The sequence below is a fragment of the Pseudomonas sp. SB113 genome (genome assembly GCF_040754745.1).
Classification (GTDB): Bacteria; Pseudomonadota; Gammaproteobacteria; order Pseudomonadales; family Pseudomonadaceae; genus Aquipseudomonas; species Aquipseudomonas grimontii.
Map to the genome: position 1 here is coordinate 213,125 of NZ_JBFMHW010000009.1, position 23,164 is coordinate 236,288.

26 protein-coding genes and 4 tRNA genes are annotated in these 23,164 nt (G+C 59.5%); 8 read left to right on the forward strand and 22 right to left on the reverse strand.

Annotated features, from left to right (window positions below):
- Nucleotides 1–368: 368 nt before the first annotated feature.
- From AB1462_RS14665 to AB1462_RS14675, 3 genes are all read left to right on the forward strand, one after another.
- Nucleotides 369–1,457: an asparaginase gene (locus tag AB1462_RS14665; protein ID WP_010209102.1), complete on the forward strand. Its 1,089-nt coding sequence runs from the start codon at nt 369–371 to the stop codon at nt 1,455–1,457.
- Between the two features lie 191 nt (nt 1,458–1,648).
- Nucleotides 1,649–1,900, forward strand: a complete 252-nt coding sequence (locus AB1462_RS14670; RefSeq protein WP_174562738.1) for a DUF1654 domain-containing protein — start codon at nt 1,649–1,651, stop codon at nt 1,898–1,900.
- Between the two features lie 4 nt (nt 1,901–1,904).
- A complete protein-coding gene (locus tag AB1462_RS14675; RefSeq protein ID WP_090406593.1) occupies nt 1,905–2,594 on the forward strand; it encodes an endonuclease in 690 nt (229 codons plus the stop codon).
- 30 nt (nt 2,595–2,624) lie between these two features.
- Here the strand turns inward: AB1462_RS14675 and AB1462_RS14680 are convergent, their stop codons facing one another.
- On the reverse strand, nt 2,625–2,990 hold the full coding sequence (locus AB1462_RS14680) for an SPOR domain-containing protein (protein ID WP_167361154.1): 366 nt from the start codon (nt 2,988–2,990) through the stop codon (nt 2,625–2,627).
- Nucleotides 2,991–3,253: 263 nt separating this feature from the next.
- Between AB1462_RS14680 and csrA the strand changes: the two genes are divergently transcribed.
- The 3 genes from csrA to AB1462_RS14695 all read left to right on the forward strand — a co-directional run bounded on the left by csrA (nt 3,254) and on the right by AB1462_RS14695 (nt 4,303).
- Entirely contained in the window at nt 3,254–3,448 is a 195-nt protein-coding gene (gene csrA / locus AB1462_RS14685) for a carbon storage regulator CsrA (protein WP_003192511.1), read from the forward strand.
- Between the two features lie 212 nt (nt 3,449–3,660).
- Complete coding sequence (locus tag AB1462_RS14690) at nt 3,661–3,906, forward strand: hypothetical protein (RefSeq protein WP_090406599.1); 246 nt, start codon at nt 3,661–3,663, stop codon at nt 3,904–3,906.
- 100 nt (nt 3,907–4,006) lie between these two features.
- A complete protein-coding gene (locus AB1462_RS14695) occupies nt 4,007–4,303 on the forward strand; it encodes a hypothetical protein (RefSeq protein ID WP_090406602.1) in 297 nt (98 codons plus the stop codon).
- A 19-nt stretch (nt 4,304–4,322) separates the two neighbouring features.
- Here AB1462_RS14695 and AB1462_RS14700 read toward each other — a convergent pair whose 3' ends face one another.
- The 7 genes from AB1462_RS14700 to AB1462_RS14730 form a co-directional block, all read right to left on the reverse strand.
- Nucleotides 4,323–5,000, reverse strand: a complete 678-nt coding sequence (locus AB1462_RS14700; RefSeq protein ID WP_367247093.1) for an HAD-IA family hydrolase — start codon at nt 4,998–5,000, stop codon at nt 4,323–4,325.
- Between the two features lie 170 nt (nt 5,001–5,170).
- Complete coding sequence (locus tag AB1462_RS14705) at nt 5,171–5,617, reverse strand: anti-virulence regulator CigR family protein (RefSeq protein WP_367247094.1); 447 nt, start codon at nt 5,615–5,617, stop codon at nt 5,171–5,173.
- Nucleotides 5,618–5,680: 63 nt separating this feature from the next.
- Nucleotides 5,681–6,286, reverse strand: a complete 606-nt coding sequence (gene pcp / locus AB1462_RS14710; RefSeq protein WP_259191914.1) for a pyroglutamyl-peptidase I — start codon at nt 6,284–6,286, stop codon at nt 5,681–5,683.
- Nucleotides 6,287–6,293: 7 nt separating this feature from the next.
- Complete coding sequence (locus AB1462_RS14715; protein WP_090406613.1) at nt 6,294–7,244, reverse strand: DUF979 domain-containing protein; 951 nt, start codon at nt 7,242–7,244, stop codon at nt 6,294–6,296.
- Nucleotides 7,241–7,957, reverse strand: coding sequence for a DUF969 domain-containing protein (locus tag AB1462_RS14720; protein ID WP_315339166.1), 717 nt, complete (start codon nt 7,955–7,957; stop codon nt 7,241–7,243). The genes AB1462_RS14715 and AB1462_RS14720 overlap by 4 nt, the downstream gene beginning before the upstream one ends.
- 408 nt (nt 7,958–8,365) lie before the next feature.
- A complete protein-coding gene (locus tag AB1462_RS14725) occupies nt 8,366–8,791 on the reverse strand; it encodes a GNAT family N-acetyltransferase (protein ID WP_367247096.1) in 426 nt (141 codons plus the stop codon).
- Nucleotides 8,792–8,901: 110 nt separating this feature from the next.
- Complete coding sequence (locus AB1462_RS14730; protein ID WP_186731516.1) at nt 8,902–9,528, reverse strand: flagellar biosynthesis protein; 627 nt, start codon at nt 9,526–9,528, stop codon at nt 8,902–8,904.
- 185 nt (nt 9,529–9,713) lie between these two features.
- Here AB1462_RS14730 and AB1462_RS14735 point away from each other — a divergent pair, with 185 nt between their 5' ends.
- On the forward strand, nt 9,714–11,132 hold the full coding sequence (locus AB1462_RS14735) for an MFS transporter (RefSeq protein ID WP_367247098.1): 1,419 nt from the start codon (nt 9,714–9,716) through the stop codon (nt 11,130–11,132).
- Between the two features lie 30 nt (nt 11,133–11,162).
- Here the strand turns inward: AB1462_RS14735 and AB1462_RS14740 are convergent, their stop codons facing one another.
- Nucleotides 11,163–11,609: a hypothetical protein gene (locus AB1462_RS14740; protein ID WP_367247099.1), complete on the reverse strand. Its 447-nt coding sequence runs from the start codon at nt 11,607–11,609 to the stop codon at nt 11,163–11,165.
- Nucleotides 11,610–11,772: 163 nt separating this feature from the next.
- Nucleotides 11,773–11,849 (reverse strand) — tRNA-Val (locus AB1462_RS14745).
- A 184-nt stretch (nt 11,850–12,033) separates the two neighbouring features.
- Here AB1462_RS14745 and AB1462_RS14750 point away from each other — a divergent pair.
- Nucleotides 12,034–13,317 (forward strand): NAD(P)/FAD-dependent oxidoreductase, encoded by a 1,284-nt coding sequence (locus AB1462_RS14750; protein WP_367247101.1) that lies wholly within the window; start codon nt 12,034–12,036, stop codon nt 13,315–13,317.
- A 156-nt stretch (nt 13,318–13,473) separates the two neighbouring features.
- On the opposite strand, the gene AB1462_RS14755 is transcribed toward AB1462_RS14750, so the two are convergent.
- The 12 genes from AB1462_RS14755 to truA form a co-directional block, all read right to left on the reverse strand.
- A tRNA-Asp gene (locus AB1462_RS14755) sits at nt 13,474–13,550 on the reverse strand.
- A gap of 105 nt (nt 13,551–13,655) precedes the next feature.
- A tRNA-Asp gene (locus AB1462_RS14760) sits at nt 13,656–13,732 on the reverse strand.
- A gap of 55 nt (nt 13,733–13,787) precedes the next feature.
- Nucleotides 13,788–13,863 (reverse strand) — tRNA-Val (locus AB1462_RS14765).
- A gap of 161 nt (nt 13,864–14,024) precedes the next feature.
- Entirely contained in the window at nt 14,025–14,789 is a 765-nt protein-coding gene (locus AB1462_RS14770; RefSeq protein WP_367247118.1) for an SDR family oxidoreductase, read from the reverse strand.
- Nucleotides 14,790–14,800: 11 nt separating this feature from the next.
- A complete protein-coding gene (locus AB1462_RS14775; RefSeq protein WP_367247102.1) occupies nt 14,801–16,012 on the reverse strand; it encodes an O-succinylhomoserine sulfhydrylase in 1,212 nt (403 codons plus the stop codon).
- A gap of 65 nt (nt 16,013–16,077) precedes the next feature.
- Complete coding sequence (gene purF, locus AB1462_RS14780) at nt 16,078–17,583, reverse strand: amidophosphoribosyltransferase (RefSeq protein ID WP_090406646.1); 1,506 nt, start codon at nt 17,581–17,583, stop codon at nt 16,078–16,080.
- 41 nt (nt 17,584–17,624) lie between these two features.
- Nucleotides 17,625–18,182, reverse strand: coding sequence for a CvpA family protein (locus tag AB1462_RS14785; RefSeq protein ID WP_003192538.1), 558 nt, complete (start codon nt 18,180–18,182; stop codon nt 17,625–17,627).
- Nucleotides 18,183–18,440: 258 nt separating this feature from the next.
- The gene (locus tag AB1462_RS14790; RefSeq protein ID WP_367247103.1) at nt 18,441–19,091 is read right to left on the reverse strand and encodes an SPOR domain-containing protein; all 651 of its coding nucleotides are present in this window, start codon (nt 19,089–19,091) and stop codon (nt 18,441–18,443) included.
- Complete coding sequence (gene folC / locus AB1462_RS14795; protein WP_090406653.1) at nt 19,075–20,382, reverse strand: bifunctional tetrahydrofolate synthase/dihydrofolate synthase; 1,308 nt, start codon at nt 20,380–20,382, stop codon at nt 19,075–19,077. Before folC ends, AB1462_RS14790 begins: the two co-directional genes overlap by 17 nt.
- Nucleotides 20,379–21,299, reverse strand: coding sequence for an acetyl-CoA carboxylase, carboxyltransferase subunit beta (gene accD, locus AB1462_RS14800; RefSeq protein WP_027604076.1), 921 nt, complete (start codon nt 21,297–21,299; stop codon nt 20,379–20,381). The genes folC and accD overlap by 4 nt, the downstream gene beginning before the upstream one ends.
- Before the next feature lie 243 nt (nt 21,300–21,542).
- The gene (locus tag AB1462_RS14805; protein WP_090406656.1) at nt 21,543–22,175 is read right to left on the reverse strand and encodes a phosphoribosylanthranilate isomerase; all 633 of its coding nucleotides are present in this window, start codon (nt 22,173–22,175) and stop codon (nt 21,543–21,545) included.
- Between the two features lie 64 nt (nt 22,176–22,239).
- Entirely contained in the window at nt 22,240–23,064 is an 825-nt protein-coding gene (gene truA / locus AB1462_RS14810; protein ID WP_090406659.1) for a tRNA pseudouridine(38-40) synthase TruA, read from the reverse strand.
- Nucleotides 23,065–23,164: the final 100 nt, after the last annotated feature.

Below are 23,164 nucleotides of genomic sequence, written 5' to 3' on the forward strand. Positions count from 1 at the left end.
CACCGCCTTTCATGCAAGGCCTCTAGCCCCTGCCCTTCTGCCTTGTGAATGACGTCGCTAAACATATCCCCCACCGGTTCGTTCTCTGAAACGACAGGCTTCGGCGTATCGCTCAGGTTTTTCCGTGATCATTTTCGGACAACCGAACGCGATGCCGCAGCTTGTTCGGAAAGCCGGACAGCGGTACGACGCGACGCGCAAAAAGTCACGATATTTTTTTTTATAAATCAATAGTTTAATTTATATAAACGGACACAATCGGCTTGGTACAAATCCTGCTCTTACCCAGCACCCCGTGGCGTTCAGAACCGCCCGGGCGCTCTAGATGAACTTGCTACAGCACTCATCAAAAACCAGAGAGAAAAATAATGAAATCTGCATTGAAGAACTTTGTTCCGGGCGCGTTAGCCCTTCTGCTGCTGTTCCCTGTTGCCGCTCAGGCAAAGGAAGTCGAATCCAAGACCAAGCTGTCCAACGTGGTGATCCTTGCCACCGGCGGTACCATTGCCGGCGCTGGCGCCAGCGCAGCCAACAGCGCGACCTACCAGGCAGCCAAAGTTGGCATCGAGCAATTGATCGCCGGTGTTCCTGAGCTTAGCCAGATCGCGAATGTGCGCGGCGAGCAAGTGATGCAAATTGCGTCCGAAAGCATCAACAACGAGAACCTGCTGCAACTGGGCCGTCGCGTCGCCGAACTGGCCGACAGCAAGGACGTCGACGGCATCGTGATCACCCACGGTACCGACACCCTGGAAGAGACCGCCTACTTCCTGAACCTGGTGGAAAAAACCGACAAGCCTATCGTGGTGGTCGGCTCCATGCGCCCAGGCACCGCCATGTCGGCTGACGGCATGCTCAACCTGTACAACGCCGTGGCCGTGGCCGGCAGCAAGGATGCACGTGGCAAAGGCGTACTGGTGACCATGAACGACGAGATCCAATCGGGTCGCGACGTCAGCAAAATGATCAATATCAAGACCGAAGCGTTCAAGAGCCCATGGGGCCCGCTGGGCATGGTCGTTGAAGGCAAGTCCTACTGGTTCCGCCTGCCGGCCAAGCGTCACACCATGGACTCGGAATTCGATATCAAGAACATCAAGAGCTTGCCCGATGTTGAAATCGCCTACGGCTACGGCAACGTGAGCGACACAGCCTACAAGGCACTGGCCCAGGCTGGCGCCAAAGCCATCATCCACGCCGGCACCGGCAATGGTTCGGTGTCGTCCAAAGTGGTCCCTGCGCTGGTGGAGTTGCGCAAGCAAGGTGTGCAGATCATCCGTTCTTCCCATGTAAATGCCGGGGGCATGGTGCTGCGTAATGCCGAACAGCCAGACGACAAGTACGACTGGGTCGCCGCCCTTGACCTGAACCCGCAGAAAGCACGGATTCTGGCAATGGTTGCCCTGACCAAGACCCAGGACAGCAAAGAACTGCAACGGATGTTCTGGGAATATTGATTCCTGATGACATCGCTGTAGAGGCGGGTTTACCCGCCTCTACCTCATCTGCAAATCCCGCAACAAACACCTCCCCGCCTTACACCAAATCATCTAAACAGCTGTCAGACGAACTTATTGAATTTTAAGCGGTTGCGAAATTGCCCACAGTTAAATACTGTATGCACGTACAGCTTACTAAGGATCACTCCGTGGCAAAGTCCTCTTCCGCAGCGCTAACCCCACCTGATGCCTACGAACGCCTGGCCATTCGTGTGCAAAAGATCATCAACTCCACCAACGCCCAAAAAGCCAAGGCAGCCTTGATCTTCCGTTTGCCGGACGAGCCGGAAGACGAGTGGCAGCGCTTGCTGGAGGAAATCGCGGAGAACGACAACGTCACCCTTGCCTACCGGGATGACGGCGGCGTGCAGATTTTCTGGGTTGTGCCGAAGGAAGATTGATTCAATGAGTGCCCGTTTTATTGCTGTGTGTTGCCTGCTTTTTGCCGTGACTGCCCATGCCCAGGCACCCCGAACCTTCAGCGAAGCCAAGAAAGTCGCCTGGACGCTCTACGCGCCACAGTCCACCGAGTTCTATTGCGGCTGCAAATACACCGGCAATCGTGTTGACCTGAAAGCCTGCGGCTACATCCCGCGCAAAAACGCCAACCGTGCCGCGCGCATCGAGTGGGAGCACATTGTTCCGGCCTGGCAGATCGGACATCAGCGCCAGTGCTGGCAGAACGGTGGACGCAAGAACTGTACGCGCCATGACGACGTGTTCAAGCGTGCCGAAGCGGATTTGCACAACCTGGTGCCGAGCATCGGCGAGGTCAACGGAGATCGAAGCAACTTCAGTTTTGGCTGGCTGCCGGTGCAAAGCGGGCAGTACGGTTCATGCCTGACCCAGGTGGACTTCAAGGCCAAGAAGGTCATGCCGCGCCCGTCCATTCGCGGAATGATCGCACGCACTTATTTCTACATGAGCAAGCAGTACGGCTTGCGCCTGTCGAAACAGGATCGCCAGCTGTACGAAGCCTGGAACAAGACTTATCCAGTACAAGCCTGGGAGCGCCAGCGTAACCAGACAGTGGCGTGCGTGATGGGCCGTGGCAATGAGTTTGTCGGCCCGGTAAACCTGAAAGCCTGCGGTTGAACATGGGCGGCACTGCCGCCCAATCAGCCGTTACTGCGCGGCCTTGTGCTCGATGATCTCGGACACCGTGTCGCTTTTCTTGGCCCGCGCCATCTTCTCGTTGAGCAGTGTCTGCTTGGCTTCGGCCTCGGCCCTGGTTGCAAATGGCCCCAGCAGCACTTCGTCCTTGCCATCGACCTTCACGATATAAAAATTGAACCCGTGTTCGAGCAACCAGGCGGTCAGGTCCGTGATTGCCTGCAGCTTGTGGTCCGGCGGTCCTACTCGCAGGTCCCATTCCTGGGCGGCAATCGCGCCGGTTTGTGGCTGGCTTTCGGTCACGGCAGGCTTGGCCTTGGGGGCATCGACGCTTTTGCCTTCACCGCAACCGGCCAATGCCAACACCGCCATTGCCATCGCTACTTTACGCACTGCCCTGCTCCTTCAACGGATAAAGAGGCGACTTTATCATTCACTGTCTATTCTGGCCGTCATAAACGTTGGCTTAAACAATGCGAATGATGTATCCCAGACCTGTATGATGCCGCCATGGGAATTAATGTCGCCTCTATGCGTCCTAAAAGAGGCAGTCACAGGGACGCGCTTAGCAGTAAGCTACACACATACGACACCTGCCCTGTCTGAAACATGTGTCCTTAAAAGTAATCAAGGAGAAGTCCATGCTTATACTCACCCGCAAAGTTGGTGAAAGCATAAACATCGGTGATGACATTACGATCACCATCCTGGGCGTCAGCGGCCAGCAAGTACGAATCGGCATCAACGCACCTAAGGATGTTGCCGTGCATCGCGAGGAGATTTACCAACGCATCCAGGCCGGCCTGACCGCTCCGGACAAAAACCAGACGCCTTGAAGCGCCTTCAGTAGCCAGCCCTTTCGTTCACTGTAACGGCTGGCGAAAACCTCTTCGGTCTGCTTTTGTCTTTGTTTCGCGAACCGTTTTTTGCCGCACGCTCATCCATGCATCAAGATGAAACTATCTTCACGCCTGGAACTTCTTACATAATCTGCAACCGAATCCTCTGACTGATATCCCGCCATCCGTGTGCGCTTGGGAGCACGACGATGATGCCTGGCAATGCCCAGCCATTTTTTTCCAGATCCTGGATGATCGCCCTGCTGATAGGGCTGGTCTTTGTCGGTTTGGAATATGGCCTGAAGATTGAAATAGAAGGCACAGACGCCCCCCGTTCGCGGCTGGACCTGGTACTGCTGCTATGTGGCTACCTGTTCATGTTCTGCCTCAAGCCCATCCAGATAGCCGTGCAGCGTAAGCTGTGCCAGCGAAACGTCCGCAACACCGCACGCTGAAGCCCCCTTGGTTCACTATCAGATCGCCGGTATTTACAGCGTCGCAGCAAGACCTATTCTTGGGTGTGTTTGCACAGTCAGTAAGAAGGTGCCGGTACAGATGGATACGCTCACTAAAACCCAAATCGAATCTGAATTGGCGGCCCGCCTGCCCAGCTATACAGTCACGTGTACGCTGCACGCCGACGGCACGCTCTCGGCCGTGCTCAGCGGTCCGGAAACCGACCATTTCGCAATCACCGGAATCGTGCGGGCGCATTATCGCGGTGCCGAAGCGATTGCCCGGCTTGCCAACGAGATTCTCAGGGAGATGGTGCTGTCACGCCAAGGCATGCGCAGTGATCGAATGCAGGCGCCGCCTTACCCAGCCGCCCGCCAAGCAGGCCGAGACCGGTAGCGGGCTCGGCTTGCCTGTGTCAGCCCGCCACACTCTCCAGGTACAACAAGCCCTCTGCGTTGCGTTGCACCTGTAGCTGTTCATACCCATCAACCGAAGGATGCGCGGTCACCATGGGCTTGAGGTGCGTCGAGGTCACGACCATCACATCCGCTCCAGCCGCCTCCCCTGCACGAATACCCACCGTCGCATCCTCAAACACCAGGCAGTCCTGCACCGACACACCCAGGCGCTGTGCACCGAGCTGATAACAGGCAGGGTCAGGCTTGCCGATGGCCACGTCTTCAGCCGTGACCAGCACCGCTGGCGGTGTAATCCCTGCCGCTTGCAGTCGACGCAACGCCAGCTCCCTGGGTGCAGAGGTGACCAGCGCCCACTGCTCACCAGGCAAGCGGTTCAGAAATTCGACGGCACCGGAAATTGCAACGACGCCCTCCACATCATTGATTTCAGCCTCGGCAATCCACTGCGCTTCAATCTCTGGGTCGACGCCGGGCAATGCTTGGCGCGTGATGGTGTCGATCGCCCTGGCGCCATGAATGGTGGTCAGAAACGTCGCCACCTCCAGCCCATGGCGCTCAGCCCAGATACTCCACACCCGCTCGGCGGCGGCAATCGAATTGAGCAGCGTCCCGTCCATGTCGAACAGAAAGGCGCGGTAAGAGCGGGCAAATACGGCTGAACCTCGGATGGACACTGCGGGGTTTCCTCGTGGGCTGAAACGAATAATCGGCGCGATGCAATCTACGGATCACCCGGCTGCTTGTAAACGCCACCGACGCCGGCAATAACATGGCGACGTCGAGCGCCATGCGGGTGATCGAGGTAATTGCCCCTGCTCGAACGGAGGCGCAACGCACCGTCAGCTCAATCGAGGGCGCCATTGAGGACTTCGTAGATGATGCCCGTCGCAATGGCCACCAATATCAAGTCGGTGCCCGCCTGCTGCCACTCGTACCCATCGTAATGGGGCAAGCGGCCCAACAAACGGCCGTCCAGTTTCTTGGCAATGCCCGGCGGCAGCGGCTTGCCGCGTGCCAGGTTCTTCTGGATACCAGGCGGCAAGGCCGGCCCCGGGCTCCAGTAGTCGCGATAACCGCCCAATACATTCAGCACGCTGCCACGGTCGACGCTGGGGCCGTGACTGCCTGACGCACCTTTGCCTTTGGGCTTGTCATGCCCCTGCCCGCCTTGACCATTACCTTTATTGTTCCCTTGCCCCTTGCCATTGCCTGGATCAGCCAGGGCCATACCGCTACCAGCAAACAATACAAGCGATAGTGCAACAGACACGAATTTCGGGTACTTGATCATGGCGATTATCCAAGTCAGGAATGTAGCAGAACTGTAGTCGAAGTTACCGCACCATGTGCGGAGTCAGCTCACCTGGCCACCCACTTCCACCACGTCCACCGAGGTATTCCAGGCCGTCGAAACAGCGATGCGCAGCCCATCGACCAGACCCGCTCCAAGCTGGCTCGACACGTGGATAAAACCACTGCGTACGCCCGAGCCCGCGAGTTCGTGCTGCAAGCGGTAGAACACCTGGTTGCACACGAAGGTACCGGCCGTCTGCGACACCGCCACCGCAATCCCCGCCTCGCGCACCGCTCTGGCCATGGCCTTGATCGGCAGCGTCGAGAAATACGCCGCAGGGCCGCCGACCACTACTTCCGTATCGATGGGCTGCTCCCCCAGATTATCGGGGATGCGCGCATCGTTGACGTTGATCGCCACCCGCTCAATGGAAATTTCGCTACGCCCAGGGGCCAACCCAGTGGCGATGACCATCGCCGGGCGTAGTTCACTGATCAGTTGGAGCAAGCACTCACTCGCCGTCGCAAACGCACAGGGCAACCGACGCGCAACAATCCGCACATCGTCGTCGAGCTGCACGCCGTCCAGTTGGCGCACGGCTTCCCAGGATGGGTTCACCACATCTTGATCAAAGGGCTCGAACCCCGTCAGCAATACAGTTCGCATCTTGGCCTCACATCAACAGGTAAAGCAGGACAATATTGACCACCAGCATCATCAACGCGGTCGGCAGTTGCGCCTTGATCACCGCGTTCTTGTCCGGCAACTCCAGTAACGCTGCCGGCACGATATTGAAGTTGGCAGCCATTGGCGTCATCAGCGTGCCGCAATAGCCAGAGAACATACCGATGGCCGCCATTACCGCCGGGTTACCGCCATAGATACCCACCAGCACCGGCACGCCGACGCCCCCAGTCATCACCGGGAACGCCGCGAAGCCGTTGCCCATGATCACCGTAAACAAGGCCATGCCCAACACGTACACCATGACCGCCACCAACTTGAAATCCAGGTTGATGTAGGTGGTGGTGACGTGTGCGACGGCCGTGCCGACACCTGCCTCATTGAACAGCAGGCCAAGCATCGCCAGCATCTGCGGCAGCACCATGGCCCAGCCCAAGGCCTCGGTGAGACGCCGGGATTCGCGCAAGGCCTGCACCGGCGTATCGCGGGTCAGCCAGCAAGCCAGGCCGAGGGCGATCAGGCAGCCGATGCCGAGAGACACGAAGGTGGTGTTTTTCGGGTCCAGCAGCGGTACGCCGCCAATCTCGGTGTGCTTGAGCAAGACCGAACCGATCACGGTGGTCAGCGGGATCGCCAGCGCCGGGATAAACAGCTTGTGCCCGAGGCGACCAGCACTGGCGCGCGAAGCCTTGTCATGCAACTCAGCATGGGTGCCACGGCCAACGCCGCCCAAACCGGCGATCAGCGCCATCACCACCACACCCGCACCGACAACTACCGAGGGCAGGCGCTCGCCCACCAGGAACGGGATGGCAAACAGCAGCCAGAACAGCGCACTGGACCAGCGCTTGGGGTGGGTTCGATCCAACAGAATCATGCCGGCGGTAATCAGCAGCAGGGCCCCGGCGAGCCAGTACAGGTATTGGATGGAGATGATCATTGCGCGGCCTCCGCTGGGGTCGCGGCGGGCGTCATCTCGCGGGTCAGTCTTCGGTCAAACCGATGAAGTCGGATCGCGTGAATGATAAAGGCGCAAATCGCCGTAGGAATGCCCCACACCGCGATGTGCAGCGGCTCCACATCAATCCCCGAGCCCAATAGAAAGGTGTGCATCAACGCAATCGCACCAAAGGCGACGAAGATGTCTTCACCAAAAAACAGGCCGACGTTATCGGTGGCGGCGCACATGGCCAACACCTTGTGACGCAGTTTGTCCGGCAGTTTGCCGTAACGCTTTTCCGCCGCGCCTTCGGCCATCGGTGCCAGCAGTGGGCGCACCATTTGCGGGTGACCGCCGAGACTGGTCAAGCCCATGGCTGCGGTGGACTCACGTACAAATAGATAGATGATCAGCAAACGCCCTACCGTGGCGCGCTCAAACCGCGCAATCCAGTTCTGCGCGTGCAGGCGCAAGCCGTGGCGCTCCAGCAAACCGATGACTGCGAGGGGCAACAACAGGATCAATTGCAGGGCACGAGTCTGTAGGAAACCATCACCCATAGTGGCGAGGATTTTCTCCAGCGGGAAGTGGGCTGCGAGCCCAGTGGCGATAGCCGCGGCGGTGACCACCAACAGCGGATTGAAACGCAAAACAAAGCCAACCACGATCACAAGTACGCCGATCAACGGCCATAAGTTCACAACAGTTTGCATGGCGGAGAGGTCCTTAAGTGCGCGCTGCGGCGCCATTACAGCAGGATGTGAACAAAGGGTTCACAGCAGGAAGTGGCGTGCAGTCGGCTCGGTTTTTTATTGTTGACCCGTCAGGGCGAGCGTCAGTGGCGGCAACTGTGCTGCCTGGGAGAGGGAGGTGTCCAACAAGAAAAATTGTTGCTGCAAACCAATAAATTTTGTGGGTAATGGAAGGCTGTGTGGGTAACAAGTTGCAGACAGGCTGTAAGGGATTCGCGCATCGTAGCGCCGCCTATTTATCAAGTGTCCCCGCCACTGCGGTGGTGTTCAGCGCCAAAACAAGTTCAGGCGATTGCTAAACAGATGATCAGTGACATCAAGAGCAGCAAGGCCTAGTAAGGCACCCCGCCTGGAGATGACGCCAGCACATCATCCCAGGCGCTTCTGGAAAAAGTAGCGTTGATGACCTGGCGGGTAATCGGCCATATGGCCAAATTCACTGAAGCCTAACTTGCGATAAAACCCAGGCGCCTGAAAGCTGAACGTGTCCAGCCAGATACCCGTACACCCCTTACGCAGGGCCGCCTCTTCAGCAGCCAGCATCAAGCGAGTGCCCGTGCCTTGGGCGCGCATCGAATCAGGGATACTCAAGAGCTCTATGAACATCCATCCATAGGAAATTTTCCCGTAGAGACCGCCGACCACTTCTTGAGTCACGGGGTCGCGCAGTAAAATTCCGACCGTTTCGAACGCCATTTCACCGGTATGACTCAGGTTATAGGCTCTCAATGGTTTGAGAATTGCCTGGCGCTCTTCCTCAGACACGTTGTAAGACACTTCCATTGCCATCTCCATTGCAGCGCTCTGTGTTGGTTTGAAAAGCCGCTCACTATTGCTTCATGAATGCAAAAAGGGCCAACCCATTGGTTGACCCCAGAGATTCACTCACGCCAGATCGGTTGGCGTCAAAGCTGCTTGAATGTCTCCCGCGACACTTCCTGCAGACCTGCCTCGGTAATTTTCTTCCAATCGCTTTCCGTCACCGCCTGCATGCTTTCGCTTTGACGCGTGACTACATTCATCGCCTTTGCGCCCGGAGTTTCGATGCGCAGAAGGGACTTGCTAGTGACGTCAACGGAGAAAAATCCGGGAGTGAACCAAGACCAGAACTCGACGATATGAACCTTCACCATCGCCGCATCAGCAGCACTTGGCTCGCTTACGACCTCATAACCCGCCTGCTTATATGCCGAGGCTACCGACTCATTGACCAATTGGGAAAGTGTGCGGCCCGACGGGAGCAACACATCGCCCAGCGCCATGCCATAACCGTTACGCTTACGGGCAATGGCGCGTTCGGTGATGGTTTTGTCCGTGACTTCGTTATTCTTCAGCGAAGGAATGTCCGGACTACGAGGGTCGATTTGAAAGATGCGTTCGTCCACTGTACTGATCAGCACTTTCTTGCCATTGCTGGCAGTGGCTTGCACGTTACTCAACGGCGCAACATTGACATCGATCTCGGACCGACTGGTGGCGCATCCCGCCAACACCATCAATGCCGCAATTCCCACAGCTAAACGAACGCTCATACCTACCACTCCCTCTCGCCATCATTGGCTTGACCGGAAATCGATCGAAAACGATTGTACCTAGATGATGGCACTTAGACACCTTTTGACCGACTCTGGAAACCGCGACTATCGTCACGTGTGCATCCAAGCCTGAGCCGGTATCGTTAACCCGAGCGACCATCATCGAACAAGGGACAGCACCGGTGACATCATCCACTCCAGCCACCGCCCTCAGCACGCGAACCCACCTGATCGCCCTGGTGGTCGCCGTAACTTTCTTCATGGAGAACCTTGACGCCACGGTAATCGCCACCGCACTGCCGACCATGGCGACCGCCTTCGGGGTGACACCGGTCGACATGAACATCGGCATCACCGCCTATATCCTCGCCGTGGCGATCTTCATACCGCTGTCCAGTTGGGTCGCCGACCGCTTTGGTGCGCGCCGGGTATTCGCTGGCGCAATCATCGTCTTCACCCTCGCCTCACTGCTCTGCGGGCTGAGCCAAAGTATTGAGATGTTCGTGTTCGCCCGAATCCTGCAAGGCATCGGCGGCGCATTGATGGTGCCCGTGGGACGCTTGGCGGTGTTACGCAATACGGATAAGAAAGACCTGGTGAAAATGATCGCGATCATTACCTGGCCGGGCCTGGTCGCACCGATTTTAGGACCGTTGGCCGGCGGGTTGATCGTGACGCATGCATCGTGGCCATGGATCTTCTACGTGAATCTGCCGTTGGGTGCGTTGGCATTGGCCGCCGCACTGTGGTTGGTTCCGGAAGGCCGTGAAGACAGCGTGCGCACGTTCGATGCCAAGGGTTTTGTATTGCTGGCAGGCGCCTGTGTGGCGCTGCTGGGCGGGCTGGAATGGCTGGGCAACCAAACCGGTGAACGCCTTATCCCAGGCGCCATGCTGGTCGCGGCAGGCATCGCGCTGGCGGTGTGGGCCGTGCACCATTGCTGCCATTCCAGGGATCCGTTATTGCCGCTGGAGACCCTGTCCATCCATACATTTCGCGTGAGCATCTATGGCGGCTCGCTGTTTCGCCTGGCCATCAGCGCCCTGCCGTTCCTGCTGCCGCTGCTGTTTCAAGTCGCCTTGGGTTTATCCCCGGTGGATGCAGGCTTGCTGGTGCTGGCGGTATTCGCTGGCAACTTGGCGATGAAGCCGTTTACCACGGCCATCATGCGCCGCTATGGGTTTCGCCAAGTCTTGCTGGTAAATGGGGTGATCGGCGTGATCTCGATAGCCGCTTGCGCGCTTTTCACGGCGCAGACACCATTTGCGCTGATCGTGGCAGTGTTGTTTGCGGGAGGGCTGTCGCGCTCGATGCAGTTCACCTGCTACAACTCGATCGGCTTCGCGGATGTGCCCAAGCCACGCATGAGTGAGGCGTCGGCGCTGTTCAGCATGTCATTCCAGCTGGCCATGGGGATGGGCGTAACGGTGGCGGCGCTGCTGCTACGGGCATCCATGACCCTGCAGGGGCATGAGATGCAGGCACAGGTCGGGGATTTTCGCGTGGCGTTCGTCGGCGTGGCGCTGCTGGGAGCGTGGGCGCTGGTAGATGTATATCGCTTGAGGGTGGGAGCGGGAGAAAGTGTGTTGAATCGACAGTGAAGGCTGCGACTCAACACACTGTTGCCAGTATCAGGCGGTGGTACTGACCATCGAACCCGACGTGCTGTTGCCCTCATCGGTGACCGCCTGCAACAGCGCGGAAGTCACTGTCTGCAACGCCGCCGCAGTGCCGGCGATCTGCATCTGCGCCGCCGCTACTGCCGCCGCTTTGGCTTCTGCATTCTGGTTGCTGGACTGAGCTTTCTGCAAGGCTTGCTGCTGCGCTTGAAGCTGCTTTTGCAACTGCTCGATCTGCTTCTTCAATTCTTTGACGGTATCGGACTCCTTCGAGATCGAGGAGGCTTGGCCACCGCCACCGCCACCGCCACTTACACCTGCCGCACCATTGGAATCAGCGTGCATGTTGACGGTCATGCCGCCTGCGCTGCTTGTACTTTTCTTGGTCGCGGCAGACGTCGAGCTGACAGTGCTTGGGGTGCTTGCTACGGAGGCGGTAGTGCTGATGTTGATAAGCATGCCAAGTGTCCGAGAGTAAGAGATTTGCGATCTCTATCGGCCTGGGTGTCGATTACTTTAGGCGGGGGTGGGAAGGTTTTCGGGTAGTAATAAATCGCACGAACAAAAAAGGGCCCACCTTTCGGTGAGCCCTTCTAGACCGCCCAGCAGAGCGGATTTTGATTGGTAGGCGCGATTGGACTCGAACCAACGACCCCCACCATGTCAAGGTGGTGCTCTAACCAACTGAGCTACGTGCCTGCTGTGAGGCGGCATTCTACGGAATTCCGAAGGGGTGTCAACATCTTTTTTGCAGCTAACCCTATGAATATGCGAATTATTTATTTGCAGTCGGTGCACCGCACTTTTTTGGGTGGCTGGCAGGCAATTTTCAACTCAGGTAGGATCGGGGCACTCGTAAAAAATATAAAACAGAGGTTCCAGGATGGCGAACACCCCCTACCCCCAGTCGTATTACGCCGCTTCCGCAAATGCCGTTCCGCCGCGCCCAATGTTGCAAGGCGACGTTGAAACCGATGTGTGCGTGATTGGTGCCGGATATACCGGCCTGTCCAGCGCGCTGTTTCTGCTGGAGAACGGTTTTCGCGTGACGGTACTGGAAGCCGCCAAGGTGGGCTTTGGCGCATCGGGCCGCAATGGCGGGCAGATCGTCAACAGCTACAGCCGCGACATTGACGTGATCGAGCGCAGCGTCGGCCCCCAGCAGGCACAGTTGCTGGGGCAGATGGCGTTCGAGGGCGGCAGGATCATTCGCGAGCGGGTCGACAAATACCAGATCCAGTGCGATCTGAAGGACGGTGGCGTATTCGCAGCACTCAACAGCAAGCACATGGGCCACCTGGAGTCGCAGAAACGCTTGTGGGAGCGCTACGGCCATACACAGCTGGAGCTGCTGGACGAGCGTCGTATTCGCGAGGTAGTGGCCTGTGACAACTATGTCGGCGGACTGCTGGACATGAGTGGCGGCCACATCCATCCACTCAACCTGGCGCTGGGTGAAGCCGCAGCCGTGGAGTCCCTGGGCGGTACGATCTACGAACAATCGGCGGCAGTACGCATCGAGCGTGGCGCCAACCCGGTGGTCCACACCGCCGAAGGCAAGGTCAGGGCCAAGTTCATCATCGTCGCGGGCAATGCATACCTGGGTAACCTGGTACCGGAGTTGGCGGCCAAGTCGATGCCCTGTGGCACTCAGGTGATCACGACGGCGCCACTCGGGGACGAACTGGCCAAGACCCTCCTGCCGCAGGATTACTGCGTAGAGGACTGCAACTACCTGCTCGACTACTATCGCCTCACCAGCGACAAGCGCCTGATCTTCGGCGGCGGCGTGGTGTATGGCGCGCGCGACCCGGCGAACATCGAAGCAATCATCCGCCCGAAAATGCTCAAGGCCTTCCCGCAACTCAAGGATGTGAAGATCGACTACGCCTGGACCGGCAATTTCCTGCTGACTCTGTCGCGCTTGCCGCAGGTCGGTCGCCTGGGCGACAACATCTACTACTCACAGGGCTGCAGCGGCCATGGCGTGACGTACACCCACCTGGCGGGCAAGGTGCTGGCGGAAGCGCTGAGGGGCCAGGCAGAGCGTTTTGATGCGTTTGCCGACCTGCCGCACTACCCATTCCCGGGCGGGCAACTGTTGCGCACGCCGTTTGCGGCACTGGGGGCTTGGTATTACGGGCTGCGAGATAAGCTTGGCTTCTGACAAATCAATGGGAGCCGGTTCGCCGGCTCCCGCAGAAATTGCCAAATCGCAGACACAAAAAACCCCGGTCTTTCGACCAGGGTCTTTGCTATCGGATCAAAGTAGCCAATGGCTTTCTTTGTGCTTCAAGGCGTTCAGTGGGCCTTGATGCAGATATGGCGCAGCGGACGGGACTCGAACCCGCGACCCCCGGCGTGACAGGCCGGTATTCTAACCGACTGAACTACCGCTGCGTATCGCTTGACCGGGTGAGTAAACCACCTCAACCGTCTTTAAACATCTGATCAAGCAGCCTTGGCTGTTCAATCTCAAGCCCGATAAATCGAACCTGGAAAATATGGCGCAGCGGACGGGACTCGAACCCGCGACCCCCGGCGTGACAGGCCGGTATTCTAACCGACTGAACTACCGCTGCGCGTCGGTGCAACCTTTAACGTTGCGTCTTACCCGAAGGTAAAACTCTCAAGAAGTGGTGGGTGATGACGGGATCGAACCGCCGACCCTCTGCTTGTAAGGCAGATGCTCTCCCAGCTGAGCTAATCACCCTTTGCTTCGTTGAGGCCGCGAAATTTACGCAGGTAGCGGACCTAAGTCAATAGCAGGATTGAGTTTTTTTCAAAAACAGCTTCGAATTGCAAGCTGCAAGCTACAAGTCGAAAGCCACCAAAATCCGCTTTAACTTGCAGCTCATCGCTTGAAGCTGCTCTTCACTGCTCATAGACCATCTTCTTGCTCATGCCACCGTCCACCACAAACTCTTGCCCGGTGACAAACCCGGCCTGGCGCGACAGCAACCACGCCACCATCGCCGCCACGTCCTCCGCCGTCCCCACCCTGCCCGCCGGGTGCTGGGCATGATCGGCATCGGTCAAAGGCTCGGCACGCCGCGCCGCAGGATCGCGGGCATCGATCCAGCCAGGACTGACCGCATTCACCCGCACCTCCGGCCCGAGACTCATCGCCAAGGCATGCGTCAGCGCCAACAGACCGCCCTTGCTCGCGGCATAGGCCTCGCTATCCGGCTCCGACTGGCGAGCCCGGGTCGACGCCAGGTTGACGATGGCCCCGCCGTGGGCGCGCAGGTAAGGCGCACAGTGCTTGGCCAGCAACATCGCCCCACTGAGGTTAACGGCCAGCACGCGGTTCCAGTAAGCCAGATCAAGGCTTTCCAGGGTGATATTGTGCGGGTCGGCCACCGCAGCGTTACAGACCAATGCGTCCAGGCGACCGAATTGCCCCAGGACTTCGGCAACCCCCTGGGCCACCTGTTTCTCATCAGCCACATCCATGGTGATAAACCAGGCGTTGTCGCCCAGCACCTTGGACACTTTGGAACCGCGCTCGCGGTCCAGGTCAGTCAAGACCACCTGCCAGCCTTCGCAGATCAGCCACGCGGCAATTCCGAGGCCAATGCCCCGCGCCGCTCCCGTCACCAGGGCGACGCGCCCATTACCGGCCGCTGCAGCCTCCAGGGACCACTCGATCACAAGGCAGCCAGCCCGCGAGCCAGGTCAGCTTGCAGGTCAGCGACATCTTCCAGGCCGACCGCGATGCGGATCAGGCTGTCCCGGATACCGGCCGCCTCACGCTCTTGCGGCGCCAGGCGTCCGTGGGACGTAGTGCTCGGATGGGTAATGGTGGTCTTGCTGTCACCCAGGTTGGCCGTGATGGAGATCAGACGCGTCGCATCGATAAAGCGCCACGCGCCCTCTTTGCCGCCCTTCACTTCGAAACTCACCACCGCGCCGAAGCCACGCTGCTGGCGCTGGGCCAATGCGTGTTGCGGATGGCTCTTAAGGCCGGCGTAATGCACTTTCTCGATACCGTCCTGCTGCTCCAGCCACTCGGCCAGGGCCTGAGCGTTGGCGCAATGGGCTTTCATACGCAGGCTGAGGGTTTCCAGGCCCTTGAGGAAGATCCAGGCGTTGAACGGGCTCAAGGTTGGGCCGGCAGTGCGCAAAAAGCCCACCACTTCCTTCATCTGCGCTCCGCGACCAGCAACAACGCCGCCCATGCAACGGCCCTGGCCGTCGATAAACTTGGTAGCCGAGTGCACCACGATGTCCGCGCCCAGCTTCAGCGGCTGCTGCAAGGCAGGCGTGCAAAAACAGTTGTCGACCACCAGCATCGCGCCTTTGGCGTGTGCCACTTCGGACAACGCGGCGATATCCACCAACTCGGCCAACGGATTGGACGGCGACTCGACGAACAGCAGCTTGGTGTTGGACTTGATTGCCGCATCCCAGCCGGACAGATCCGCCAGGGGCACGTAATCCACCTCAATACCAAAACGCTTGAAATACTTCTCGAACAGGCTGATGGTCGAACCAAACACGCTGCGCGACACCAGCACGTGGTCACCGGCACTGCACAGGCTCATTACCACCGCCAGGATCGCCGCCATGCCGGTGGCCGTTGCTACCGCCTGTTCTGCGCCTTCCAGCGCCGCGATGCGCTCTTCGAACGCGCGCACAGTCGGGTTGGTGTAGCGGGAATAAACGTTACCCGGCACTTCGCCAGCAAAGCGCGCGGCGGCGTCGGCCGCCGTGCGGAACACGTAGCTGGAGGTAAAGAACATCGGGTCACCGTGCTCACCTTCCGGGGTGCGGTGCTGGCCGGCGCGCACAGCCAGGGTATCGAAAGCTACGCCATCGAGGTCGCTGTCCAACCGACCGGCATCCCATTCCTGACTCATGCTGCGACTCCTTACTCAATTCTTTATTTAAGATACAAAACCGGCCCCTCAGGGCCGGTGTCTACTCAGTTGTTGTACAGATCGATGATCGCGCTGACCGCCTGGGTCTTGATCTTCGACGAGTCGTTACGCGCCTGCTCGATCTTGTTCAGGTAGGCCTCGTCGACGTCACCGGTCACGTACTTGCCGTCGAACACGGCGCAGTCGAACTGCTCGATCTTGATCTTGCCACCGCCGACCGCTTCGATCAGGTCCGGCAGGTCCTGGTAGATCAGCCAATCGGCGCCGATCAGGTCGGCCACGTCCTGGGTCGTGCGGTTGTGGGCGATCAGTTCGTGGGCGCTCGGCATGTCGATACCGTACACGTTCGGGTAACGCACGGCAGGCGCTGCGGAACAGAAATACACGTTCTTCGCACCGGCTTCACGGGCCATCTGGATAATTTGCTTGCAGGTGGTGCCGCGCACGATGGAATCGTCCACCAGCATCACGTTCTTGCCGCGGAATTCCAGTTCGATGGCGTTGAGTTTCTGGCGCACCGACTTCTTGCGCGCAGCCTGGCCAGGCATGATGAAGGTACGACCGATGTAACGGTTCTTCACGAAGCCTTCGCGGAACTTGACGCCCAAGTGGTTGGCTAACTCCAGCGCAGCGGTACGGCTGGTGTCCGGGATCGGGATCACCACGTCGATATCGTGCTCGGGACGCTCGCGCAGGATCTTGTCGGCCAGCTTCTCACCCATGCGCAGGCGCGCCTTGTACACCGAAACGCCATCGATGATCGAATCCGGACGCGCCAGGTAGACGTGTTCGAAGATGCACGGGGTGAGTTTCGGCGCTACGGCGCACTGACGGGTGTGCAACTTGCCGTCTTCGGTGATGTACACCGCTTCGCCCGGCGCGAGGTCGCGGATCAGGGTAAAGCCCAGCACGTCCAGGGACACGCTTTCGGACGCGATCATGTACTCGACGCCTTCGTCGGTGTGACGCTGGCCGAACACGATCGGGCGAATACCGTGCGGGTCACGGAAGCCGACGATGCCGTAGCCGGTGATCATCGCAACGACGGCATAACCGCCGACGCAACGGTTGTGCACGTCAATCACGGCGGCGAACACGTCTTCTTCGGTCGGCTGCAGCTTGCCGCGCTGGGCCAGCTCGTGGGCGAACACGTTGAGCAGCACTTCCGAGTCGGAGTTGGTGTTGACGTGGCGCAGGTCAGATTCGTAAATCTCCTTGGCCAGTTGTTCAACGTTGGTCAGGTTGCCGTTGTGCGCCAAGGTAATGCCGTAAGGCGAGTTGACGTAGAACGGCTGAGCTTCGGCCGACGTCGAGCTGCCGGCGGTCGGGTAACGCACATGGCCAATGCCCATGTGCCCGACGAGGCGCTGCATATGACGCTGATGGAACACGTCACGTACCAGCCCGTTGTCCTTGCGCAGGAATAACCGGCCGTCGTGGCTGGTCACAATACCGGCAGCGTCCTGGCCGCGGTGCTGGAGGACGGTTAGCGCGTCATACAGCGCCTGATTGACGTTCGACTTACCGACGATACCGACGATGCCACACATGCGACGCAACCCCTACTTAATGAATCTTGACTGAACACAACTTACTGCGGCGTTTTGGCCGGCAAGAGGTGTTCCTTGAACGGAAGATCAGCGGGTACGCTGATTCCGCTGGCCAGCCACTGACTGCTCCACCCCAATATGAGGTTCTTGGACCAATCTGCAACTAATAGAAATTTTGGCACGAGTACCGACTCCTGCCACCACGAATCCTGCTGTACCGGCCCCAGGCTCAACAGCCCGACCGCCACGACCACCAGCAACGCGCCACGCGCAGCGCCAAAGGCCATGCCGAGAAATCGATCGGTCCCGGAGAGACCGGTGACACGTATCAACTCGCCAATAAGATAATTGACCATTGCCCCCACCAGCAGCGTGGCGATGAACATGATGGCGCAGCCCGCGATGACGCGAGCCGAAGGTGTTTCGATGTATCCGGCCAGGTAGACCGACAATGAACCCCCGAACATCCAGGCTACGACTCCTGCGATGATCCAGGTCAGCAACGACAGTGCTTCTTTTACGAAGCCGCGGCTTAGACTGATCAAAGCGGAGATGGCGACGATTGCAACGATCGCCCAGTCAACCCAGGTAAATGGCACGTTTGAGCCTGCGGACGGATAAGGCGGCGCATTTTAGCAGAGCGTCGGGCTGTCGGTAAGCTGTGATTGCGGCTGCTTTGCAAATCAATAGTTTGTGGCGAGCCAATCACATTTCAACCTCACCACAAAACCAATGTGGGAGGGGGCTTGCCCCCGATTGCGGCTTATCAATCACTGCATAGTGCTGACTGATCCACCGCTATCGGGAGCAAGCCCCCCCCACAGTTGGTTGCATCCCAGGCTGAAATCGATGCGGACTCAGCCGCGCTCAGGCTGAAAGCGGGTCACGAAGCCCTTCAGGTTCTGCTGACGGTCCAGCAAGTCCCGCAGCCGGTCGGCCTCGGCACGCTCGATCAGCGGCCCGATAAACACGCGGTTCTTGCCGTCGGCGCTACGGATGTAGGCGTTATAACCCTGGGCACGCAACTTCTTCTGCAAAGCGTCGGCGCCTTCGCGATTGCCCAGGCTGGCCACCTGAATCGACCAACTGATCGGCAAGCCATTCGGATCGATACGGCTCTGCCCCACGTCCGGCCTGCCCGGAGCGGCAGGCTGTGGCGCTACAGGCTTGGGCGCAGGCGCAGGCTTGGCGGCGACAGCCGGAGCAGGTGTCGGCTTGACCACCGGCACGCTTGGCTGCACCGGCATCGACGGCGCCTGCTGCGCAGCCACCTCATCATCGGTCGGCACAGGCTCTTCTTCCGGCAACGCCTGCGGCTCAGGCACCACCACCGGTTGAACCTGCACTTGCGGCACCGCGGGCGCCTGGGGCGCAGCCGGAGCCTCGACAACCACTTGGCGCTGCTCGTCCTGGCGGGAAAACAGCATCGGCAGGAAAATCACCGCCAATGCCACCAGCACCAGGGCTCCAACCATTCGCTGCTTGTATGCGCTATCCAGTAATGCCATGTGCAGCTTCCTCCGTGGAGCGCCGGGCCAACCACTCAAGCGCCTCGGCAACACAATAAAATGATCCGAACAACAGAATTTCGTCCTCGGCCGTCGCCACCGCGCACTGAGCCTCCAGGGCAGCAGTCACGCTTGCATACGACGCCACGGGCGCACCAAGGTTCTGTAACGCGATCTCAAGCTCATGGGCCGGACGGCTACGGGGCGTATCCAGCGGCGCTACCGCCCAAGCCTGGACGCTGTCCAGCAACGGTGCAACCACGCCCTCCAGGTCCTTATCGGCGAGCAAACCGAATACAGCCAGGCGACGCCCCACCGGTGGCGTGCGCGCCAGGCGTTTTGCCAGGTATTGCGCCGCATGGGGGTTATGCCCCACATCCAGCAGCAGGTTCAGGCGCTTGCCGTGCCAGTCGAACGCGCGACGGTCCAGGCGCCCCACAACGCGGGTCGCCAGTAAAGTCGCAGCAATCTGCTCCGCATGCCAAGGCAGGTCCAGTAACAGATAGGCTTGCAGCGCGAGCGCGGCGTTCTCCATCGGCAGGTTCAGCAAAGGCAGATCGCGCAGCTCTACAGCCTGCCCACGCGCATCCCGCCCGCGCCACTGCCAGTGCTGATCACCGATCTCAAGATTGAATTCGCGGCCACGCAGGAAGAACGCGCAATCCAGCTCACGCACCTTGTCGAGCAAGGGCTGCGGCGGATCCAGGTCACCACACAGCGCAGGCTTGCCCTGGCGGAAGATCCCGGCCTTTTCATAGGCCACGGACTCGCGGGTATCACCCAGGTAGTCGGCATGGTCCACGCCAATACTGGTGACCAGCGCCAAGTCGGCATCCACCACGTTGACGGTGTCCAGGCGTCCGCCCAGGCCCACTTCCAATACGACCACATCCAGTTGCGCACGCTCGAACAGCCAGAACGCCGCCAGGGTGCCCATTTCGAAGTAAGTCAGGGAAATCTCGCCCCGCCCGGCATCGAGTGCGGCGAAGGCTTCGCAGAGTTGCTCATCAGTGGCTTCGACGCCATTGAGTTGCACCCGCTCGTTGTAACGCAGCAAGTGCGGCGAGCTGTACACGCCTACTTTCAGCCCTTGGGCTTGCAGCAGCGCGGCAACAAAGGCGCAGGTAGAGCCTTTGCCGTTGGTGCCGGTCACCGTGATCACGCGCGGTGCCGGCCGGCCCAACCCAAGGCGGGCCGCTACCTGTTGCGAGCGCTCCAGGCCCATGTCGATGGCGGACGGATGCAACTGCTCAAGGTAGGCGAGCCATTCGCCCAGGGTACGTTGGGTCATAGGTTCGCAGGCACCGGCGGCACAACGATTGGCTCGACTTTAGGCGCGACGTAAACAGGTGTCGGCAGGCCCATCATTTGTGCCAGCAGGCTGCCCAGGCGTGGGCGCAGCTCGCCGCGCGGGATGATCAGGTCGATTGCACCGTGTTCCAGCAGGAACTCGCTGCGCTGGAAGCCTTCCGGCAGCTTTTCGCGCACGGTCTGCTCGATCACACGCGGGCCGGCAAAGCCGATCAGCGCTTTTGGCTCACCGACGATCACGTCACCCAGCATCGCCAGGCTGGCGGAAACGCCGCCGTAGACCGGGTCGGTCAGCACGGAGATGAACGGAATGCCTTCCTCGCGCAGACGCGCCAGCACCGCAGAGGTCTTGGCCATTTGCATCAGGGAGATCAACGCTTCCTGCATGCGCGCACCACCGGAGGCGGCGAAGCAGATCATCGGGCAACGGTTTTCCAGGGCATAGTTGGCGGCGCGCACGAAGCGCTCGCCGACGATGGCACCCATGGAACCGCCCATGAAGGAGAACTCGAACGCCGAGACCACCACCGGCATGCCCAGCAGCTTGCCGCTGACGGAAATCAGCGCGTCCTTCTCACCGGTCTGCTTTTGTGCAGCGGTCAGGCGGTCCTTGTACTTCTTGCCGTCGCGGAACTTGAGACGGTCAACCGGCTCCAGGTCAGCGCCCAGCTCGTTACGGCCGTCGGCGTCGAGGAAGATGTCGATGCGGGCGCGGGCGCCGATACGCATGTGGTGGTTGCACTTGGGGCAAACATCCAGGGTCTTTTCCAGCTCGGGGCGGTACAGCACCGCGTCGCAGGATGGGCACTTGTGCCACAGACCTTCAGGAACCGAGCTTTTCTTCACCTCGGAACGCATGATCGAAGGGATCAGTTTGTCTACTAACCAGTTGCTCATGCTTTCTTTCTCCAGTACCGGTGGCTTGAACACAGCCCCGCGTATGCCCTTGAGCTAAATTCATATGTGGCGATGACGCAGGCTGGACGGGGTCAGACGTTCGACCTGCCATTTCCAGCCTGCATCCTCAGCCTTCCAGACAGCCTGCCAGTGCAGGTTGCCACTTCATTTCCGGGCCTCCCTCAGGCGGCGCCGGGCTGTTTTACACAGTGGTAGTTATGGACGGCGGCAGACTGCCAGCCGTCACATCCCGCCACTGCTGTTGCGCACCGCGTGCATGAATGCGCGAATCTTGCCGTGATCCTTGATGCCCTTGCCTTGCTCCACCCCACCACTGACATCCACGGCATACGGCCGAACCTGTTCGATCGCGGCCCCGACATTCGCGGGATTGAGCCCACCCGCGAGGATGATCGGCTTGCCCAATCCTTCGGGGATCAGCGACCAATCGAACGCTTCGCCGGTCCCACCAGGTACGCCTTCGACATACGTGTCCAGCAGAATGCCCCGCGCGCCGGAATAGGCCGCGCAGGCACCCGCGATGTCGTCGCCCGCCTTGACCCGCAGCGCCTTGATATACGGGCGTTGGTAGCTTTCACATTCATCCGGGGTTTCGTCGCCGTGAAACTGCAGCATATCCAACTGTACGGCATCCAGGATTTCGTTGAGTTCGCAGCGGCTGGCGTTGACGAACAAGCCCACGGTGGTCACGAACGGCGGCAACGCAGCAATGATCGCCCGCGCCTGCAACACATTCACCGCCCGCGGGCTCCTGGCATAAAACACCAAACCGATGGCATCCGCCCCCGCCTCGACTGCCGCCAGCGCGTCTTCTATGCGGGTAATCCCGCAAATCTTGCTGCGAACGGCAGACATGTCGTAGAAACCTCAGGGGTTGGACCGAGAAAGTCCCGGATGGTAACAAAAGCTTTTCCGGGCGTCAGCCGCCAAGTTCGCTAAAACCTGTGAGGAAGTGTGGTCCGATGAAGCGCTCCGGCAGCTCGAACTCGTCGCGGTACTCCACATCCACCAGGTACAGGCCAAACGGATGCGCCGTGACGCCACCCGTGCGGCGGATGCGGCTTTCCAGCACTTCCCTGGCCCACTCCACCGGGCGCTCGCCGGTTCCGATGGTCATCAATACGCCAGCAATGTTGCGCACCATATGGTGCAGGAAGGCGCCGGCGCGGATGTCCAGCACAATCATCTTGCCGTGGCGGGTCACCCGCAGGTGGTGGACCTCCTTGATCGGCGACTTGGCCTGGCACTGGCCGGCGCGGAACGCACTGAAATCATGCACCCCAACCAGATGCTGCGCAGCCTCGGCCATGCGTTCGGCATCCAGCGGACGATGATTCCAGGTGATTTCTTCGTTGAGGTGCGCGGGACGGATCTGGTCGTTGTAGATCACATAGCGATAACGCCGGGCAATCGCCTTGAAGCGCGCATGAAAGTGCGCAGGCATGACCTTGGCCCAACTGACGCTGACGTCATGGGGCAAATTGATATTGGCGCCCATCACCCATGCCTTCATCGTTCGTTCGGCCTGGGTATCGAAGTGCACCACCTGGCCACAGGCGTGCACGCCGGCATCGGTACGCCCGGCGCACATCAACGACACAGGGGAATCAGCAACTTTCGACAGCGCCTTCTCCAGGGTTTCCTGCACTGTCAGCACACCTGACGCCTGGCGCTGCCAGCCGCGATAGCGCGAGCCTTTGTATTCCACGCCCAAGGCGATGCGGTTAAAGCCAGCGGCCGCCATTTCGGCGGCCGGGTTATCTATATTTGCCAAGAACTGAGAGCCTGATGAGTTGCGCGAAGGCGGCCATTATAAATGCGGCAGCGGCGTGGCGTGCGCTTTT

Coding starts and splice junctions, on each gene's coding strand:
- AB1462_RS14665 (WP_010209102.1), top strand. CDS start 369: ATGAAATCTGCATTGAAGAACTTTGTTCCGGGCGCGTTAGCCCTTCTG.
- AB1462_RS14675 (WP_090406593.1), top strand. CDS start 1,905: ATGAGTGCCCGTTTTATTGCTGTGTGTTGCCTGCTTTTTGCCGTGACT.
- AB1462_RS14680 (WP_167361154.1), bottom strand. CDS start 2,990: ATGGCAATGGCGGTGTTGGCATTGGCCGGTTGCGGTGAAGGCAAAAGC.
- csrA (WP_003192511.1), top strand. CDS start 3,254: ATGCTTATACTCACCCGCAAAGTTGGTGAAAGCATAAACATCGGTGAT.
- AB1462_RS14690 (WP_090406599.1), top strand. CDS start 3,661: ATGATGCCTGGCAATGCCCAGCCATTTTTTTCCAGATCCTGGATGATC.
- AB1462_RS14695 (WP_090406602.1), top strand. CDS start 4,007: ATGGATACGCTCACTAAAACCCAAATCGAATCTGAATTGGCGGCCCGC.
- AB1462_RS14705 (WP_367247094.1), bottom strand. CDS start 5,617: ATGATCAAGTACCCGAAATTCGTGTCTGTTGCACTATCGCTTGTATTG.
- pcp (WP_259191914.1), bottom strand. CDS start 6,286: ATGCGAACTGTATTGCTGACGGGGTTCGAGCCCTTTGATCAAGATGTG.
- AB1462_RS14715 (WP_090406613.1), bottom strand. CDS start 7,244: ATGATCATCTCCATCCAATACCTGTACTGGCTCGCCGGGGCCCTGCTG.
- AB1462_RS14720 (WP_315339166.1), bottom strand. CDS start 7,957: ATGCAAACTGTTGTGAACTTATGGCCGTTGATCGGCGTACTTGTGATC.
- AB1462_RS14725 (WP_367247096.1), bottom strand. CDS start 8,791: ATGGAGATGGCAATGGAAGTGTCTTACAACGTGTCTGAGGAAGAGCGC.
- AB1462_RS14730 (WP_186731516.1), bottom strand. CDS start 9,528: ATGAGCGTTCGTTTAGCTGTGGGAATTGCGGCATTGATGGTGTTGGCG.
- AB1462_RS14740 (WP_367247099.1), bottom strand. CDS start 11,609: ATGCTTATCAACATCAGCACTACCGCCTCCGTAGCAAGCACCCCAAGC.
- AB1462_RS14750 (WP_367247101.1), top strand. CDS start 12,034: ATGGCGAACACCCCCTACCCCCAGTCGTATTACGCCGCTTCCGCAAAT.
- AB1462_RS14775 (WP_367247102.1), bottom strand. CDS start 16,012: ATGAGTCAGGAATGGGATGCCGGTCGGTTGGACAGCGACCTCGATGGC.
- purF (WP_090406646.1), bottom strand. CDS start 17,583: ATGTGTGGCATCGTCGGTATCGTCGGTAAGTCGAACGTCAATCAGGCG.
- AB1462_RS14790 (WP_367247103.1), bottom strand. CDS start 19,091: ATGGCATTACTGGATAGCGCATACAAGCAGCGAATGGTTGGAGCCCTG.
- folC (WP_090406653.1), bottom strand. CDS start 20,382: ATGACCCAACGTACCCTGGGCGAATGGCTCGCCTACCTTGAGCAGTTG.
- accD (WP_027604076.1), bottom strand. CDS start 21,299: ATGAGCAACTGGTTAGTAGACAAACTGATCCCTTCGATCATGCGTTCC.
- AB1462_RS14805 (WP_090406656.1), bottom strand. CDS start 22,175: ATGTCTGCCGTTCGCAGCAAGATTTGCGGGATTACCCGCATAGAAGAC.
- truA (WP_090406659.1), bottom strand. CDS start 23,064: ATGGCGGCCGCTGGCTTTAACCGCATCGCCTTGGGCGTGGAATACAAA.